The sequence below is a fragment of the Pseudomonas citronellolis genome, assembly GCF_029335315.1.
Lineage (GTDB): Bacteria > Pseudomonadota > Gammaproteobacteria > Pseudomonadales > Pseudomonadaceae > Pseudomonas > Pseudomonas citronellolis_A.
The window spans coordinates 1-15,824 of record NZ_JARJLT010000401.1 but is presented as its reverse complement, the minus strand read 5'-3'; the positions used below and the strand labels follow the sequence as shown (position 1 = coordinate 15,824).

Annotated in this window: 17 protein-coding genes; 11 read left to right on the top strand and 6 right to left on the bottom strand. The window is 69.9% G+C overall.

Annotation, left to right across the window (positions count from 1 at the left end; genetic code table 11):
• Together P3W75_RS30610 and P3W75_RS30605 are read left to right on the top strand one after the other, a co-directional pair.
• On the top strand, positions 1–364 hold a 364-nt coding region (locus tag P3W75_RS30610; protein WP_276231081.1), incomplete at its 5' end, for a methyl-accepting chemotaxis protein.
• 166 nt (positions 365–530) lie between these two features.
• Positions 531–704 (top strand): hypothetical protein, encoded by a 174-nt coding sequence (locus tag P3W75_RS30605; protein ID WP_276231080.1) that lies wholly within the window; start codon positions 531–533, stop codon positions 702–704.
• On the opposite strand, the gene P3W75_RS30600 is transcribed toward P3W75_RS30605, so the two are convergent.
• Both P3W75_RS30600 and P3W75_RS30595 read right to left on the bottom strand, forming a co-directional pair.
• Complete coding sequence (locus tag P3W75_RS30600) at positions 677–1,894, bottom strand: CynX/NimT family MFS transporter (protein ID WP_276231079.1); 1,218 nt, start codon at positions 1,892–1,894, stop codon at positions 677–679. The two genes, P3W75_RS30605 and P3W75_RS30600, sit on opposite strands and share 28 nt — an antisense overlap.
• Positions 1,891–2,346: a nucleoside deaminase gene (locus P3W75_RS30595; protein WP_276231078.1), complete on the bottom strand. Its 456-nt coding sequence runs from the start codon at positions 2,344–2,346 to the stop codon at positions 1,891–1,893. Before P3W75_RS30595 ends, P3W75_RS30600 begins: the two co-directional genes overlap by 4 nt.
• 114 nt (positions 2,347–2,460) lie before the next feature.
• On the opposite strand from P3W75_RS30595, the gene P3W75_RS30590 reads away from it, so the two are divergent.
• Positions 2,461–3,324 carry a LysR family transcriptional regulator gene (locus P3W75_RS30590; RefSeq protein ID WP_276231077.1) on the top strand — a complete coding sequence of 288 codons (864 nt, stop codon included), beginning with the start codon at positions 2,461–2,463 and terminating at the stop codon, positions 3,322–3,324.
• Here P3W75_RS30590 and P3W75_RS30585 read toward each other — a convergent pair.
• Together P3W75_RS30585 and P3W75_RS30580 are read right to left on the bottom strand one after the other, a co-directional pair.
• Positions 3,308–5,374 (bottom strand): putative bifunctional diguanylate cyclase/phosphodiesterase, encoded by a 2,067-nt coding sequence (locus tag P3W75_RS30585; protein ID WP_276231076.1) that lies wholly within the window; start codon positions 5,372–5,374, stop codon positions 3,308–3,310. The genes P3W75_RS30590 and P3W75_RS30585 overlap by 17 nt on opposite strands.
• A gap of 86 nt (positions 5,375–5,460) precedes the next feature.
• On the bottom strand, positions 5,461–6,498 hold the full coding sequence (locus P3W75_RS30580) for a metallophosphoesterase (protein ID WP_276231075.1): 1,038 nt from the start codon (positions 6,496–6,498) through the stop codon (positions 5,461–5,463).
• Between the two features lie 143 nt (positions 6,499–6,641).
• Here P3W75_RS30580 and P3W75_RS30575 point away from each other — a divergent pair, with 143 nt between their 5' ends.
• Positions 6,642–7,736 (top strand): FUSC family protein, encoded by a 1,095-nt coding sequence (locus tag P3W75_RS30575; RefSeq protein WP_276231074.1) that lies wholly within the window; start codon positions 6,642–6,644, stop codon positions 7,734–7,736.
• A 4-nt stretch (positions 7,737–7,740) separates the two neighbouring features.
• On the opposite strand, the gene P3W75_RS30570 is transcribed toward P3W75_RS30575, so the two are convergent.
• The gene (locus P3W75_RS30570; protein WP_276231073.1) at positions 7,741–8,499 is read right to left on the bottom strand and encodes a 3-oxoacyl-ACP reductase family protein; all 759 of its coding nucleotides are present in this window, start codon (positions 8,497–8,499) and stop codon (positions 7,741–7,743) included.
• 120 nt (positions 8,500–8,619) lie between these two features.
• Between P3W75_RS30570 and P3W75_RS30565 the strand changes: the two genes are divergently transcribed.
• Together P3W75_RS30565 and P3W75_RS30560 are read left to right on the top strand one after the other, a co-directional pair.
• Positions 8,620–9,546, top strand: a complete 927-nt coding sequence (locus tag P3W75_RS30565; RefSeq protein WP_276231072.1) for a LysR family transcriptional regulator — start codon at positions 8,620–8,622, stop codon at positions 9,544–9,546.
• A 165-nt stretch (positions 9,547–9,711) separates the two neighbouring features.
• Complete coding sequence (locus tag P3W75_RS30560) at positions 9,712–9,975, top strand: hypothetical protein (protein ID WP_276231071.1); 264 nt, start codon at positions 9,712–9,714, stop codon at positions 9,973–9,975.
• An 81-nt stretch (positions 9,976–10,056) separates the two neighbouring features.
• Here P3W75_RS30560 and P3W75_RS30555 read toward each other — a convergent pair whose 3' ends face one another.
• Entirely contained in the window at positions 10,057–10,368 is a 312-nt protein-coding gene (locus P3W75_RS30555; RefSeq protein ID WP_276231070.1) for an I78 family peptidase inhibitor, read from the bottom strand.
• A gap of 213 nt (positions 10,369–10,581) precedes the next feature.
• On the opposite strand from P3W75_RS30555, the gene P3W75_RS30550 reads away from it, so the two are divergent.
• From P3W75_RS30550 to P3W75_RS30530, 5 genes are all read left to right on the top strand, one after another.
• The gene (locus tag P3W75_RS30550) at positions 10,582–10,950 is read left to right on the top strand and encodes a hypothetical protein (protein WP_276231069.1); all 369 of its coding nucleotides are present in this window, start codon (positions 10,582–10,584) and stop codon (positions 10,948–10,950) included.
• Between the two features lie 209 nt (positions 10,951–11,159).
• Positions 11,160–12,497 carry a putrescine-ornithine antiporter gene (gene potE / locus P3W75_RS30545; RefSeq protein WP_276231068.1) on the top strand — a complete coding sequence of 446 codons (1,338 nt, stop codon included), beginning with the start codon at positions 11,160–11,162 and terminating at the stop codon, positions 12,495–12,497.
• A complete protein-coding gene (locus P3W75_RS30540; protein WP_276231067.1) occupies positions 12,497–13,381 on the top strand; it encodes an amino acid ABC transporter substrate-binding protein in 885 nt (294 codons plus the stop codon). The genes potE and P3W75_RS30540 overlap by 1 nt, the downstream gene beginning before the upstream one ends.
• A gap of 82 nt (positions 13,382–13,463) precedes the next feature.
• Positions 13,464–14,168 (top strand): TetR/AcrR family transcriptional regulator, encoded by a 705-nt coding sequence (locus P3W75_RS30535; RefSeq protein WP_276231066.1) that lies wholly within the window; start codon positions 13,464–13,466, stop codon positions 14,166–14,168.
• A 349-nt stretch (positions 14,169–14,517) separates the two neighbouring features.
• A partial coding sequence (locus tag P3W75_RS30530; protein WP_430765428.1) for an OprD family porin occupies positions 14,518–15,824 on the top strand: 1,307 nt, incomplete at its 3' end.

Below are 15,824 nucleotides of genomic sequence, written 5' to 3'. Positions count from 1 at the left end.
CGACTCCACTCGCGAGATCGAGCAACTGATCGGCGCCATCCAGCACGGCACCGGGCGCACGGTCGAGGCCCTGCAGCAGAGCGCCGAGCAGGCCGACCACACCCAGGACCAGGCCAGCGCCGCCGACCGCGCCCTGGCGCAGATCATCGACGCCGCGCGCAGCATCGACGAACGCAACCGGCGCATCGCCGAATCGGTGGAACACCAGGCGGCCATGGCCCGCGACATCGAGACCAACCTGGGCAACATCCGCGACCTGTCCAACCAGACCGCCGCCGGCTCGCAGCAGACCAGCAGCGCCAGCCATGAACTGTCGCGCCTGGCGGTGGACCTCAGCGGCCTGGTGCAGCGCTTCCGCATCTGAGCCGCGCCACCCTTCGCGTCGCAGGGAAGCGACGCAGCCCTTGGTGCAGAGCGGCCGGGGCGGCTATGATCGCCGCCGCGGGACCGCGCTCTTGCCCCGGATCAACTCACTTCGAGGCGGGGCCAGCCTAGACTTTCCCAAACGGCATCAAGGACACAGGCACTCCATGGACTCAGTACTCGTCACCCTCTGCGTGATCGTTTTCGGCATGTTCATGCTCGGCATCGGCTTCACCATCCGCGAGCGTCCGCTCGGCGTGTTCATGATGTGGGTCGGCGTGCTCAGCATGCTGTCGATCATCACCTACCGCATCTACCTGGCCACCTCGGCCGTCGTCTGAACCCCGCGCCCGCCGCGCATCGCCCGGGCGTAGCCGCTCGGGGCGAAGCGCAGGGTCACCCCGAGCATCAGCAGCACCGACAGCGCCAGCAGCGTCCAGGACGCCTGGAAGTCGCCGGTGGCGTCGCGCAGCCAGCCGGTGACGTAGGGAATGATGCCGGTGATGATGAAGCCGATGCCCTGCACGAAGGCCGCCAGGCTGCCCGCCGGGCCGGGTTCGGCGAGGTGGTCGAGGGTCAGCGTCAGGCTCAGGGCGAAGCACGCCCCCAGGCCGTAGCCGATCAGCGCCACCCATAGCAGCGGCAGCGCCAGCGACGCCAGCAGCAGGCCGGCGAAACCACCGAGCTGGATCAGCAGGCACAGGCACAGCCACGGCCGGCGGTCCGCCGAGCCTCGGCTCAGGGCCGGCATGCTCAGCGCGCCGAGCACCTGGAAGATGGTCATCAGGCCGATCAGCTGGCCGCTGCCCTGGGCGCTCCAGCCCAGTTGCCGGTAGAACATCGGCAACCAGGCCACCATGCTGGTGTAGCCACCATTGATGAGCCCGAAGTACAGCGCCAGCAACCAGGCCCGGCGGCTGCCGAAGAAGTGTTCGCCGCGCCGCGCCACGCTGGGCACGGCCCGCTCGCGCGGCCGCGCCAGGCTCCACAGCAGCAGCCCCAGCACGGCCAGCGCCACCCAGGCGCCCAGGCCCAGCTGCCAGTGTCCGGAGGCGCCGGCCAGCACCGGCGCCAGCACCGCCGCGGTGCCGCCGCCGGCCATCAGCGACGCCGAATACAGGCCCATGGCCGCCGGCACCCGTTGCGGGAACCAGCGCTTGACCACCCCCGGCACCAGCGCCTGGATCACCGCCACGCCGGTGCCGGCCAGCACCGCGCTGGCGATCAGCGCCACGCCGCTGTCCAGCAGCAGCCGCCAGACGCAAGCCGCGGCGATCGCCAGCAACCCGGCGAGCATGCCACGGCTCTCGCCCAGGCGCGGGCCGATCCACGGCAGCGCCAGGGCGAACAGGCCCATGCACAGCACCGGCAGCACGGTCAGCAGCGACGCGCCCTGGAAACCCAGGCCGGTGGCCTGGCGAATCTCCGCGAGCAAGGGGCCGATGGAGGTCAGGATCGGCCGCAGGTTGATGCCCAGGGCGACGATCACCAGCAGGCCGACCCAGCCCACCCGCGCCTTGTCCGCGCTCATTGGCGACGCTCCCGCCAGGCCGCGTAGAGCCCCTCCTCGCCCTCCGGGCGCAGCGCCTTGAGCGGCACGGCCTGCCACTCCAGCGGCTGCGCCAGTTGCGCGTAGACCGCCGCGGTGGACAGCCCGAAGGGCTCGCCGTCGACGTTGGAATAGGCGTAGTAGGCGGCTTCGACGCCGCTCAGGTGCATGGCCGCCAGGCACATCGGGCAGGGCTGGCCGCTGGCGTAGATCACGCAGCCGTCCAGGCGCGGGTTGCCCAGGGCGCGGCCGGCCGCGCGCATGGCCAGGAGTTCGGCGTGGGCGGTGGGGTCGTGGTCCAGGTGGATGCCGTTGGCGGCGCGGGCGACGATCGCGCCGTCGCGCACCAGCACCGCGCCGAACGGACGGCCGCCAGCCTCGACATTGGCCCGCGCCAGGGCCAGGGCTTCGCGCATGAATGCCAGGTGTTGCATGGGGAATCCTCTTCGCCGGGGCCCTTCGCGGCGCCCCTTCTGTCGAGGGGATTATCCCGGCCGGCGATTCCATGGTGAAATTAAATGGAAGAATGACTTCCAGTGGATTCCTGAATGCTAGACCCGACCCTGCTGCGCACCTTCGTCATGGTGGTCGACGCCGGCAACTTCACCCGCGCCGGCGAATGGCTGCACCTCACCCAGTCCACCGTCAGCCAGCAGGTGCTGCGCCTGGAGGAACAGCTCGGCAGCCGCCTGCTGGAACGCGGCCGCCGCCAGGTGTTGCCGACCGAGGCCGGCGAGCGCCTGCTCGGCTACGCCCGGCGCATCCTGCAGCTGGGCGAGGAAGCCCGCGCCGCCCTCGGCGAGGAACACAGCGAGGGCGTGCTGCGCCTGGGCATGCCCGAGGACTTCGCCGGCGAACGCATGATGCCGCTGCTGGCGGCCTTCGCCGCGCAACGCCCGCGCCTGCGCCTGGAGGTGTCCAGCGGCCTCAGCCACGAACTGCTGCGGCAGTACCGCACCGGCGAACTGGACATCGCCCTGGTCAAGCAATGGGGCGCCGACAGCGACTGCCTGGCGCACTGGCCCGAGCCGCTGTGCTGGCTGGACAGCGCCAGCAGCCCGGCCGCCGCGCGCGAGCCGCTGCCGCTGGTGGCCTTCCCGCTGGGCGCGCTGTACCGCCAGGAAATGATCCACGCGCTGGAGGCCCAGGGCCGCCGCTGGCGCATCGCCTATGGCAGCGGCGCGCTGGCCAGCCTGGCCGCCGCAGTAGCGGCCGGCATGGGCGTCAGCTTGCTGCCGGTGCGCTGCCGCCAGGCGGGCCACCGGGTACTGACGGCGGCCGAAGGTTTCCCGCCGATCGAAGGCCTGGACCTGGCGCTCTACGCCCGCGCCGACCTGCCCAGCGCCGGGCGCAGCCTCTGCGAGCAACTGCGCGAGCTGTGCGCGCAGCTGAGCCTCACACCGGCTGGGTGAGCTGGCGCAGGAACTGCTCGGCCGGGCACGGGTGGCCGAGCAGGTAGCCCTGCAGCGAATCGCAGCCCAGGCGGGTGAGGAAGTCCTGCTGGCCGGCGGTTTCCACGCCCTCGGCGACGATCCGCAGATCCAGCGCCTGGCCCAGCGCGACTATCGCCGAGACGATGGCGGCATCGTCGCTGTCCTGCTCCAGGTCGCGGACGAAGCCACGGTCGATCTTCAGCTCGTTGGCCGGCAGGCGCTTGAGGTACAGCAGGCTGGAATAGCCGGTGCCGAAGTCGTCGATGGACAGGTCCACGCCCATGTCGGCCAGGCGCCGGAGGATCGCCAGGCTGGCGTCGGCGTCGCGCATGGCGGTGGTCTCGGTGATCTCCAGGGTCAGGCAGTTGGCCGGCAGACCATGGCGCGCCAGGGTCGCCTCGACGCTTTCGACCAGCCCGGCGTGGCAGAATTGCAGCGCCGACAGGTTCACCGCCACGCGCCAGTCGCGGTGGCCCTGGTCGTACCACTGGCGCATCTGCCGGCAGGCCTCGTCGAGCACCCAGTCGCCGATCGGCACGATCAGCCCGGTGCGCTCGGCCAGGCCGATGAACTCGTCGGGCAGCAGCAGCCCGCGCTGCGGGTGCTGCCAGCGCAGCAGCGCCTCGGCGCCGATCAGGCCCTGGCTGGCGGCGTCGAACTTGGGCTGGTAGTACAGCACGAACTCGCGGTTGGCCAGGGCCGCGCGCAGGTCCTGGAGGGTCTTCAGGTGGTTGCGCGCGTTGGTGTTCATCGATTGCTCGAAGAAACTGTAGGCGTTCTTGCCGCCGCCCTTGACGTGGTACATGGCCGCGTCGGCGTTCATCAGCAGCTCCTGCTGCGTGGCGCCATTGCCCGGATACAGGGCGATGCCGATGCTGCCGGAGATGCGCAGCTCCTGGTCATTCACGCGGAACGGCTCGGCCAGCAGGTTGATCTGCTGCCCGGCCAGGGTCGCCGCGTCTTCCGGTTCCTTCAGCTCGACCAGCAGGACGAACTCGTCGCCACCGATCCGCGCCAGGGTGTCCTCGCCGCGCAGGTTGTCGCGCAGGCGCTGGGCCACGGCGCGCAGCAGCTGGTCGCCGAGGTGGTGGCCGAAGGCGTCGTTGACCGGCTTGAAGCCGTCCAGGTCGAGGAACATCAGCGCGAAATGGCCGCCCTGGCGCTGCACCTTGGCGATCATCTGGCCGATGCGATCTTCCAGCAGCAGGCGGTTGGGCAGGCGCGTCAGGGTGTCGTGCAGGGCCAGTTGGGTCAGTTCCTGGTTGGCCTGCGCCAGCGAGTCGGTGAGCTGCGCGGTGCGCGCCTCCAGGCGCGCGTCGAGGATCGAGGTGAGCAGCGCGATGGCGAGGATCGCCAGGGTCACGAGGATCACCAGCAGCGCCAGCCAGTCGTTGTCCAGGCCGGCCGGCGCGGCGCCGCAGAAGCTGCCCAGGGGGAAGCGCGCCGCGGCCATGCCGGTGTAGTGCATGCCGACGATGGCCAGGCCCATCAGCAGCGCCGCGCCGCCGCGCGCCAGGCGCACGTAGGGGGTGTTCTGGCGCAGGCGGAAGGCGATCCACAGCGCCGCGCCGGAGGCCACCCCGGCGATCAGCAGCGACAGGCCGAACAGCAGCGGGTCGTACTCGATGCCCGGCTGCATGAGCATCGCGTACATGCCCAGGTAGTGCATGCCGGCGATGCCGCAGCCCATCACCAGCGCCCCGGCGAGCAGTTGCCAGGCCGGCAGGTGGCGCTGGCCGACCAGGCTCAGGGCGAAGCCCGAGCTGAGCACCGCCAGGGCCAGCGACAGCAGCGTCAGGTCGAGGTCGTAGCCCAGCGGGATGGGCAGGCTGAAGGCGAGCATGCCGATGAAGTGCATCGACCACACGCCGATGCCCATGGCCACCGCGCCGCCGCCGATCCACAGCAGCGCGCCGTAGCCCTGGGCCTTGGCGATGCGCCCGGCGAGGTCCAGCGCCGTGTAGGACGCCAGCACGGCGACGAAGAGGGAAATCAGCACCAGGGCGAAGTCGTAACTGCCAGTCAGCATCTTGGCTCTCTGCGCGCGGCCGGAATCCGCGCAAAAGCGCAGATTCTAGCCAACGGCCGGGGCTGCGGGCCAGCGACTCGCCGCGTTCAGTTACCGGCGAGCTTGCCTTGCGGCTCGGCCAGCAGGCAGCCCTGCGCGCCCCAGGCACAGCCGCGGCCCCAGGAAAAGCGCCGCTCGGCCCCGCCGTTCTCGTCGTAATAGGCCAGGCGCAGCTGCCCGGGGGTGAACTCCAGCCCGGTGAAGCCGGGGCGCGACAGGGCGAAGGGGGTGTCCTCGCGATTCACCTCGCCCAGCGGGTAGATGTTCTGGCCACCGCCGCCGGAAATCACCCAGGCCGGCTCGCCGGGCCGCAGGATCAGTTGCTGGTTGTGGTCGTGCCCGGCCAGGTAGAGGTCGACGCCGCTCTGCTCCAGGACCGGCAGCAGGTCGCCCAGCAATTCCTCGTCGTCGCCGTGCTTGCCCCGGTTGCGCAGCGGATGGTGCGCCGCCACGACCCGCCAGATGGGCACGGGCCCGGCGGCGAAGGCCTCGCGGATGAACGCGGCCTGCTCGAGGATGCCCTCGCGGCCCTGGGAGGTATCGAGGAACACCACCCGCAGCACCGGCCGCCCGCCGGCGTCGCCGAAGTCCCGCGAGTACACCCGCCCCGGCATCTGCCAGCGTCCGGAGCCCCGCGCCTCACGGCTGTAGGCCAGCTCCACTTCCGACGAGGACGGGTAGTCATGGTTGCCGAGCACCGCGTAGAAAGGCACGTGGCTGAGCCAGGAGCCCCAGTAGACCCGCTCGAATTTCAGCTCCCAGGCGTGGTCGGCGGTGCCCTTGAGCGCCGGGCCGTAGAAGTTGTCGCCCAGCAGCACGACCATGCCGACCCCGCCGTTGCGCTCGGCGGCGTGCTCCATGCCCAGCGCCACGCGCCATTGCTGCATATCGCCGCTACCCTGGTCGCCAAGGGCGAACAGCGCCACGCGCGACTTGTCGACGCCGGTCAACGGCGTGTAGGGCGGTGGCGGCGTGATAAGCCACAGGCCGGCGCCGACGGCGGCCGCCGCGCCCAGCACCAGGCCGGTCAGGATCAGCCGCGGCCAGCGTCGGCCACGGTCGTTGCGAAACGTGCGAATGCCCATCGGGACCCCAGCCGCTCGGAAGATTCGCGGACTTCAGCACGGCATTCGTCAATGCGCCGTCAAGAAGCCGTGAGGCCGGCGTTGCCCCGCCCGATTGCAAGCGCCTACGCTTGCAGGAACCGCTCGCACGGAGTCCCCCGGGTTTGTCGACCTTTCCCGAACGCCTGGTCCTGCCCTTCCGCCGCCTGGCCAACCCCTACACGCGCTACCGCTATGCCGCCTGGATCCATTGCGTGCGCGTCGGCCTGGCGCTGCTGGCGTCGATCCTGCTGACCACCGGCATCGACATCCCCCACGGCCTCTGGGCCTCGGTTACGGTACTGGTGGTGATGGGCGGCCTGGTGCACCAGGGCACCATTCGCGGCAAGTCCCGCGAGCGCACGCTGGGCACCCTGCTCGGCGCCGCCGTCGGCCTGGCGATCATCCTGGTGCACAACCTCACCGGTTCCGACCCGCTGGTGTACCTGCTGATGTCGGTGGCCGGCGCGGTCTCGGCGTTCTTCGCCATCCGCCGCCCCGGCTACGTGGCGCTGCTGGCGGGCATCACCATGTGCACCGTGGCCGGGCACGGCGACAACAGCATGACCGAAGGGCTCTGGCGCATGCTCAACGTGCTGATCGGCGTGGCCCTGGCGCTGGTCTTCGCGCAGATCTACCCGCTGCGCGCGGTCTACGTCTGGCGCTACCTGCTGTCGGACAACCTGCGCGCCTGCGCCCGCCTCTACGGCCAGCTGTGCGGCAGCCGCGACCTGCGTGCGGAATACTTCGCCAGCCGCCTGGAGGAACTCGACCAGCGCCTGGTCGCCTCGCGCGGGCACCTGGCGCCGGTGGCCAAGGAGACCGGCATCCCGCTGCGCGAACTGGAGCTGATCCAGCGCACCCACCGGGCCATCATGGGCACCCTGGAATCGCTGATCGCCTCGCGCCAGTTCGCCGCCCAGGCCGGCGACATCGAAGCGGTGCCGGCCAGCCTCGACGGCATGCGCCAGACCATCACCCGTCTGCTGCTGCAGTCCGCGCACGCCCTGAAGTTCAGCCGCACCAGCCGCCTGGTCCGCGAATGCCAGGGCCTGGAACACCTGCCGCGGCCGCAGAACCTCTCCGACTCCTTCGAGAAGCAGGGCTTCTACTGGCTGACCCTGCGCCTCTACGAACAGGTCGAACAGCTCTCCGCACAGCTGGCCGAAAGCGCGCAGCACTGGAACATCCAGAGCCGCGACCGGCCAGTGGCGGGCTGACGGCTCAGGCCGCGAAGCCGCCGTCGATCAGCAGGTTGGCGCCAGTGATGTAGGCCGCTTCCGGGCCGGCCAGGTAGGCGACGAAGGAGGCGATTTCCTCGGCGCGGCCGTAGCGTTCCAGGGCCATCATCTGCTTCAGCGAGTCGGCGAAGTCGCCGCTGTCCGGGTTCATGTCGGTGTCCACCGGGCCGGGCTGCACGTTGTTCACGGTGATGCCGCGCGGGCCCAGGTCGCGGGCGAAGCCACGGGTCAGGCCGGTGACCGCGGCCTTGCTCATGGCGTACACGCCCCCGCCGGCGAAGGGCATGCGCTCGGCGTTGGTGCTGCCGATGGTGATGATCCGGCCACCGTCGCCCATGTGCCGCGCGGCGGCCTGGGTGGCGACGAAGACGCTGCGTACGTTGACCGCCACGGTGCGGTCGAAGTCTTCCAGGGTGAACTCGTCCAGCGGCGCCACGGCGAGCACGCCGGCGTTGTTGACCAGGATGTCGAGGCGCCCGAAGTGGCTGGCGGCCCGCTCGATCGCGGCCTTCAGCGAATCGGCGTCGGCGCTGTCGGCCTGGATGGCCAGGGCGCGGCCGCCGGCGGCCTGCACGGTGGCGGCGAGGTCTTCGGCCTTCTGCGCCGAGCTGACGTAGGTGAAGGCCACGGCGGCGCCGTCGCGGACCAGGCGCTGGACCACGGCCGCGCCGATGCCGCGCGAACCGCCCTGGACGAAGGCCACCTTGCCGGCGAGGGGTTGGGTCTGGGTGCTGTTGCTCATGTCGATGCTCCTGAAAGGGGGAATGGGAAAGCGACGGGAACAGTCTCTGCCTCGAATTCACAACCCGGTAGCCGGTAATCGCTATATTCAGTCGATCCAATTGGTTTACACGAGAGCCCCATGGAGACCCTCAGCAACCTCGAATGCTTCGTCCGCAGCGCCGAGGCCGGCAGCTTCGCCGCCGCCGCCCGGCGCCTGGGCCTGACTCCGGCGGCGGTAGGCAAGAACGTCGCGCGCCTGGAAGCCAACCTGGGCGTGCGGCTGTTCCAGCGTAGCACCCGCAATCTGAGCCTGACCGAGGCCGGCGAACGCTTCCTGGCCGAGGTGGCGCCAGGCCTGGGTGGCATCCACAACGCCATCGCCAACCTGGCCGGCGCCGACGGCCAGCCCAGCGGCACGCTGAAGGTGAGCATGGGCCTGGTGTTCGGCCGCGACTACATCCTGCCGCTGCTCGGCGAGTTCCTCGCGCGCCACCCGGCGATCCGCCCGGACTGGCACTTCGACAACCGCCAGGTGGACCTCATCGCCGAAGGCTTCGACGCGGCCATCGGCGGCGGTTTCGAGCTACCGCCGGGGGTGGTGGCGCGGCGCCTGTCGCCGGCGCACCTGGTGCTGCTGGCGGCGCCCGCCTACCTCGACGCGCACCCGCCGATCCGCACCCCCGAGGACCTCGAACGGCACGACGGCATCCGCATCCGCTCGCCGCAGACCGGCCGCGTGCGGCCCTGGCCGCTGACCAGCCGCAGCGGCAAGGGCCAGGCGCCGATCGCGCTGCGCGAACGGATGTTCATGAGCGACCCGGAGGCCTCCTGCTTCGCCGCCCTGCAGGGCCTGGGCATCACCCTGGTGAGCATGCAGCACGCGGTGCCCTTCCTCGACGACGGGCGGCTGCGCCGGGTATTGCCGGACTGGTACGTGGACGCCGGCATCACCAGCATCTACTACACCGCGCACAAACTGCTGCCGGCGAAGACCCGCGCCTTCGTCGATTTCGTCCTCGAACAGTTCCGCGCGCGCGAACTGGAACGACGCTTTTCCGCGCTCTGAGGCGAAAAAATACGACATATCCGGCAACGCACTGGTCTAAACAGGGGCCAGCCAACCCCGACCGCCTTGATCAACATCAGGTGAGGCGGCGATCCCGGCCGCCCAGGCTTGCCCTCGGCCGGCCGCATCCTTAGGTTGGCAATGAAACCTTTAAGGAGACAACCCATGAAGAAACCAGCCCTCATCCTCGCCGCCGCCCTGGTCCTGCCGATGACCGCCATGGCCGACAGCAAGCTGTGCGACGGCAACCTGGCCCAGCTGAAGGACTTCCTCGCCACGGCCAACAAGACCGCCACCGGCGTGAAGGTGAACGTGGTCCAGGAGCACCTCGAGCAGGCCGAAAAGGCTCGCGCCGCCGGCGACTACGAGTCCTGCGTGAACCACACCACCCAGGCGCTGCGCATCATCCACAAGCCGGCCAACCGTTGAGGCCGCGCGTCAATCCGGCGGGAGCCCATCCCCACTCCCGCCGTCCCACGCCCGCCCATTGCGCGGCGGGCGCGCGGGGCTTCAACCGCAGTTGAGCCCTTGCACCATTTCCTTCCCGTCGACGTTGATGTTCAGGCGCTGCGAGTTGTACTCCAGCGTGACTACGTCGTGCGGGTGCAGCACCCGCGCGGTCTGCGCACCGGAGTCGCGCCGGGCCTGCTCGACCAGGGCCTGGGACAGCGACTTGCCGACCAGCGCCTGCACCGCCTCGGCATTGCACCGCCCACTCTCGGGCGCGGCGGCCGGCGTTTCGGCGGGTTTCTCGGCGCTGCTGCAGCCGGCCAGCAGGATGGCGCCGAACAGCATGCTCGGCAGGACTCGATTCAAGGGCATAAGGCCTCCTTGGCTTGAGGGAAAAGCCCCCTACCTTAACAAGCCGCGCCGGCCAGGGCCCGGGCATTGTGTTACCGGCTGCTGCGCGACACGGCGGAAACGACCGTATGGCGCCGTTTACACAAGATTTACACAGCCCCCGTTACACTTTCCACGAACCAACTGTCTTAGAAGTATCCGGTCGCCAGATCGGGCCTTCAGGAGGTAAGACACATGCTTCGCCGGATCTCTCAACTCGCCTTGTTGTTCTGCGGTTCCCTCGCCCTGGCCGGGCAGGCATCGGCAAACAGCAACACCGATGCAGCGGCCATCGGCGCGGTGGTCGGTGCCGTCGTGGGTGGAGCTGTAGTGGCCGGAGCCTCCGCGCCGGTCTACGCGCAACCCGCCCCGGCCTACTATCCGCCGCCGGCCTATTACCCGCCAGCCCCGGTGTACTACGCGCCGCCGCCCCCGGTGGCGGTGGTGGTGGCGCCGCCGGTGCGCTACTACCGCCCGGTGTACTACGGCCCGCGCTACTACGGCGGCCCGCATTACTATGGCCCGCCCGGCTACTACCACGGCGGCGGTTACCGTCGCTGGTAGGGACGCCCCGCCCGAACCGAAAACGCCGCTTCCCCCTGGAAGCGGCGTTTTCGCATGCGCGCTCGCGCGCCAGCAAATGACGGCTGCGTCGCAACCCTGAGCGACAGCCCGGGCTCCGGTTGGCCGGCCGCCGCGGGCCTGCCTATGCTTCATCCATTCCGCTGCTCGTTCGCCAGCATTCCCAGCGGTCACGTTGCCAGGAGGCCACCATGGCCGCGACCCGCAAGATGGGCCTGACCGGACTCACCACCCTGGTGATGGTCAACATGATGGGTTCGGGCATCATCATGCTGCCCTCCAGCATGGCGCAGTTGGGCGCGGTATCGCTGCTGTCCTGGGCGATCACCGCCGCCGGCTCGATGGCCATCGCCTACTGCTTCGCCCAGTGCGGCATCTACTGCTCGCGTTCCGGCGGCATGTCGGCCTACAGCGAGGAAGCCCACGGCAAGTCGGCGTTCTTCCTCTGTTCCTACCTGTACTTCCTGTCCCTGGTGATCAGCAACGTCGCCATCAGCATTTCCGCGGTGGGCTACCTGACCGCCTTCGTGCCCTGGCTGGCCAGCGGCGCGATGCCCCTGCTGCTCGGCAGCCTGGGGCTGATCTGGCTGACCACCCTGGCCAATTTCGGCGGCCCGCGGATCACCGGGCGGCTGGGCTCGGTCACCGTCTGGGGGGTGATCATTCCAGTGGCCGGGCTGGGCTTCTTCGGCTGGTTCCGGTTCAGCCCGGATATCTTCGCCGCGGCCTGGAACCCCAACCAGCTGCCGGTCGGCCAGGCGATCACCAGCAGCATCCCGCTGACCCTCTGGGCCTTCCTCGGCATGGAGTCCGCGGCGCAGAATTCCGACGCCGTGGAGAACCCCAAGCGCAACGTGCCGCTCGCCTGCCTGCTGGGCACCCTGGGCGCGGCGGTGGTCTACGTGCTGTCCACCACCGTCATCCAGGGCCTGGTACCCAACCCCGAACTGGCCAACTCCAGCGCGCCCTTCGCCCTGGCCTACGCGCGGCTGTTCAATGACGGCGTCGGCAACCTGGTCATGGCCCTGGCGGTGATGGCCTGCGTGGGTTCGCTGCTGGGCTGGCAATTCACCCTCGCCGAGACGGCCAAGGTAACCGCCGCCCAGGGCCTGTTCCCGCGCCTCTTCACCCGCGTCACCACGCGCGGCGCGCCGCTGGCCGGGCTGGTGACCTGCGCCGTGCTGCAGAGCCTGATCGCTCTCTCGACCGTCTCGCCCAACGCCAGCGCGCAGTTCAACAAGCTGGTCAACCTGGCCGCGGTGACCAATATCATTCCCTACATCACCTCGCTGACCGGGCTGGTGGTGATCCTCTACAAGGCCGGCGTGGGCCTCGAACTGGTCAGGCGCAATGTCGCGGTGATGCTGATCGCCGCCTGCTACTGCTTCTACGCGCTATACGCTTCGGGCGTGGAGGCGGTGTTCGGCGCGGCCCTGGTGATGGTGGTCGGCTACCTGCTGTTCGGCCTGATCGCCAAGCGCTTCGTCAAGGCCTACGAAAACCTCACGGCCTCGCGGGAGACACTCTGATGCGCCTGGCCGCCACCCTCCTCGCCCTGGCCCTGCTGGCTCCCGTCGCGCAGGCCGACACCCTGGGCCGAATCCGCGCCGAGCACACCCTGGTGCTGGGTTTCCTGCCGGCCAACGCGCCCTTCTCCGACGGCGACGCGAGCAAGGCCAGCGGCTACGCCATCGACCTCTGCCAGGCGGTGGCCGCGCGCCTGCGTGGCGAAACCGGGTTGAGCGACCTGCAGGTGCGCTACCGGCCACTGCCGCTGGCCCAGGCCCTGGACGCCGTGCGCAACGGCGAGGTGGACCTGCTCTGCAGCCCGCTGGTGGAAACCCTGCAGCGTCGCGAGACGGTGAGCTTCTCGCTGCCGGTGTTCACCGCCGGCCTCGGGGTGATCCTGCGCGGCGACGCCGACGCCACCCTGCGGGACGCCCTCGGCGGCGCCGCCCGCGAGCGCACGCCGACCTGGCGCGGCACCATCAACCAGGGCCTGAACAAGCGCAGCTTCGCCGTACTCAAGGGCACCACCAACGTGCAATGGGCACAACGCAAGGTGCGCGAGCTCGGCCTGCAATCGCGCCTGGTCGAGGTCGACAGCTATCAGGACGGCGTGGCGAAGGTCCTCGACCGCCAGGTGGACGCCTTCTTCGGCGAGCGCCTGTCGCTGCTCAACTACCAGGCCCGCGCCGCCGACCCGAGCGCCCTGCGGGTGTCCGACCGGCTCTTCGAAATGGCCGGCGTCGCCCTGCCCCTGGCGCGCGGCGACGACGACTTCCGCCTGCTGGTCGACCGCGCGCTCAGCGACGCGCTGCGCGGCGACGCCGGCGAAGCGCTGTACACCCGTTACTTCGGCGTGCCCTCGGCGCAGCAGCGCCTGCTGCTGCACCTCTACCCCCTGCCCTGAACGGCGTGGAAGCCACTCGGGACAAGGCGACGCGCATCGCTATATACTTTTATAAATAGCGGTAGCGATCCCCGGAATCCCCATGAACGACCAGGCCACCCGTCCTGCCAGCACGCCCTCCCCCCGCCGCAAGGCCAACGCCGGTGAAACCGAGGCCTTCGGCATCCGCGAGCGCAACCAGCGGCTGATCCTCGACGCCGCCAGCCGCGAATTCGCCGCCAAGGGCTTCCGCGCCGCGCGCACCGAGGACATCGCCGCCCGCGTCGGGCTGCCCAAGGCCAACGTCTACTACTACTTCCAGAACAAGCGGAATCTCTACACGCGGGTACTGGAAACCCTCATCGAGCCGCTGTTGCAGGCCTCGGCCCTGCTGCGCGAGGAACAGGACCCGCGCCAGGCGCTGCCGGCCTACATCGAAGCGCGCATGCGCGTGGCCCGCGAGCACCCGCACACCTACAAGGCGGTGCTCGGCGAGATGCTGCTGGGCGCCCGCGAACTGCCCGAGGATTGCCGTGAGCGCCTGCGCCAGGCCGCCCGCGACAACCTCGCCAGCCTGCGCGCGTGGATGCGCCGGGGGCTGATCGCCAGCGCCGACCCGCAGCACCTGCTGCTGTTCCTCTGGTCGGCGACCCAGGCCCACACCCACTTCGGCTGGCAGGCCTCGCTGATCACCGGCAAGGCCCGCCCGGACGCCGCCGACTACCGCGCCGTGGCCGCCAGCGTCAGCCAGCTGGTGCTGGCCGGCCTGGCCCCCGACGGCGGGCGGTTGCGGCCCTTCCCCGCCTAGCCTGCGTGTCGGCGCGGTGATGGGTATCGCTGCGCTCAACGCCATCCGGCGAACTGCGCGCAGGTGCCGCTCTCGACCTTGCTCCGCGCCGGCCAGTGAAACCGGGTGAAAGATGTTTCACCCACGTCTTGCGCGGCCCGCGCCATAGTGTCCGGGCTCCTTGGTGACCGTCTCCGCCTTCCCCGCGGGACGGTCATTTTTTTTGCCCGGCGCGCGCCGGCGAAGCTGAAAAAAGTTTCATCCGGATTCATTTGTCCGTCTTCCCCGCCCGCCCCCTAATGGCCGGCAGCCGGCTCTGCCGCGCATGACAACCAACACTTGTGGGGGAAGTATTTCGATGACGCGTTCCATGCAACCGATGACCCTGGGCGGCTTCGCGCTGTCCGTGGCGCTGGGCCTGCCGGGCCTGGCCAGCGCCAGCGAGCAGTCCGATTCCAAGGGTTTCATCGAGGACGGCAGCCTCAACCTGCTGAGCCGCAACCTGTACTGGCACCAGACCGCCGACGACTCGCACCAGCGCGACTGGAGCCAGGCGTTCATGCTCAACTACGCCTCGGGCTTCACCCAGGGCACGGTCGGCTTCGGCATCGACGCCTTCGGCTACCTGGGCCTGAAGCTGGACGGCGGCAGCGGCCGGGTCGGCTCGCCGAACATCCCCTACGACAGCGACGGCGACCCGCAGAAGTCCTACGGCAAGGCCGGCGGCGACGTGAAGGTGCGCATCTCCAACAGCACCCTGGCCTTCGGCGACATGCAGCCCAGCGCGCCGGTGTTCGCCACCGCCGACAACTACCTGGTGCCGCAGACCGCCACCGGCTTCCACTTCAGCAGCCACGAGATCGACGGCCTGGACCTGGACGCCGGGCGCTTCACCGCCGGCACCGGCACCACCACCACGCGCCACGACGGCGACCTGATCGCCAGCTACGCCGGGGTCACCAGTTCGGCGGCCAGCTACGCCGGCGCCAAGTACAGCTTCAACAAGCAGTTCAACGCCTCGCTCTACGCCGACCGCCTGCAGGACGTGTGGAACCAGGGCTACCTCAACCTGAACTTCACCCAGCCGCTGGCCGACCAGCAGTCCCTGGGCCTGGACTTCAACCTCTACCGGACCCAGGACAGCGGCGACGCCCGCGCCGGACAGATCGACACCACCGCCTACTCCCTGGCCGCCGCCTACACCCTCGGCGCGCATACCTTCACCCTGGCCGGGCAGAAGGTCCACGGCGACCAGCCGTTCGACTACATGGGCTTCGGCAGCATGGACGCCGGCAACGCCGCCGGGCGCTACGGCAACTCCATCTACCTGGCCGACTCGGTGCAGTACTCCGACTTCAACGGCCCCAACGAGCGTTCCTGGCAGGCCCGCTACGACCTCGACATGAGCAGCTTCGGCGTGCCCGGCCTGAGCTTCATGGTCCGCCACATCCGCGGCTACGGCATCGACGGCGGCCACCTGGACGCCAGTTCCGCCTATTACGGCGCCTATGGCGACGACGACCGCGAACACGAGACCGACGCCGAGGCCAAGTACGTGGTGCAGAGCGGCCCGGCCAAGGACCTCAGCTTCCACCTGCGCCAGGCCTGGCACGCCGGCGACCCGTCCACCGGCGGGCACCTGGAGCAGACCCGGCTGATCACCGAATACCCGCTGAA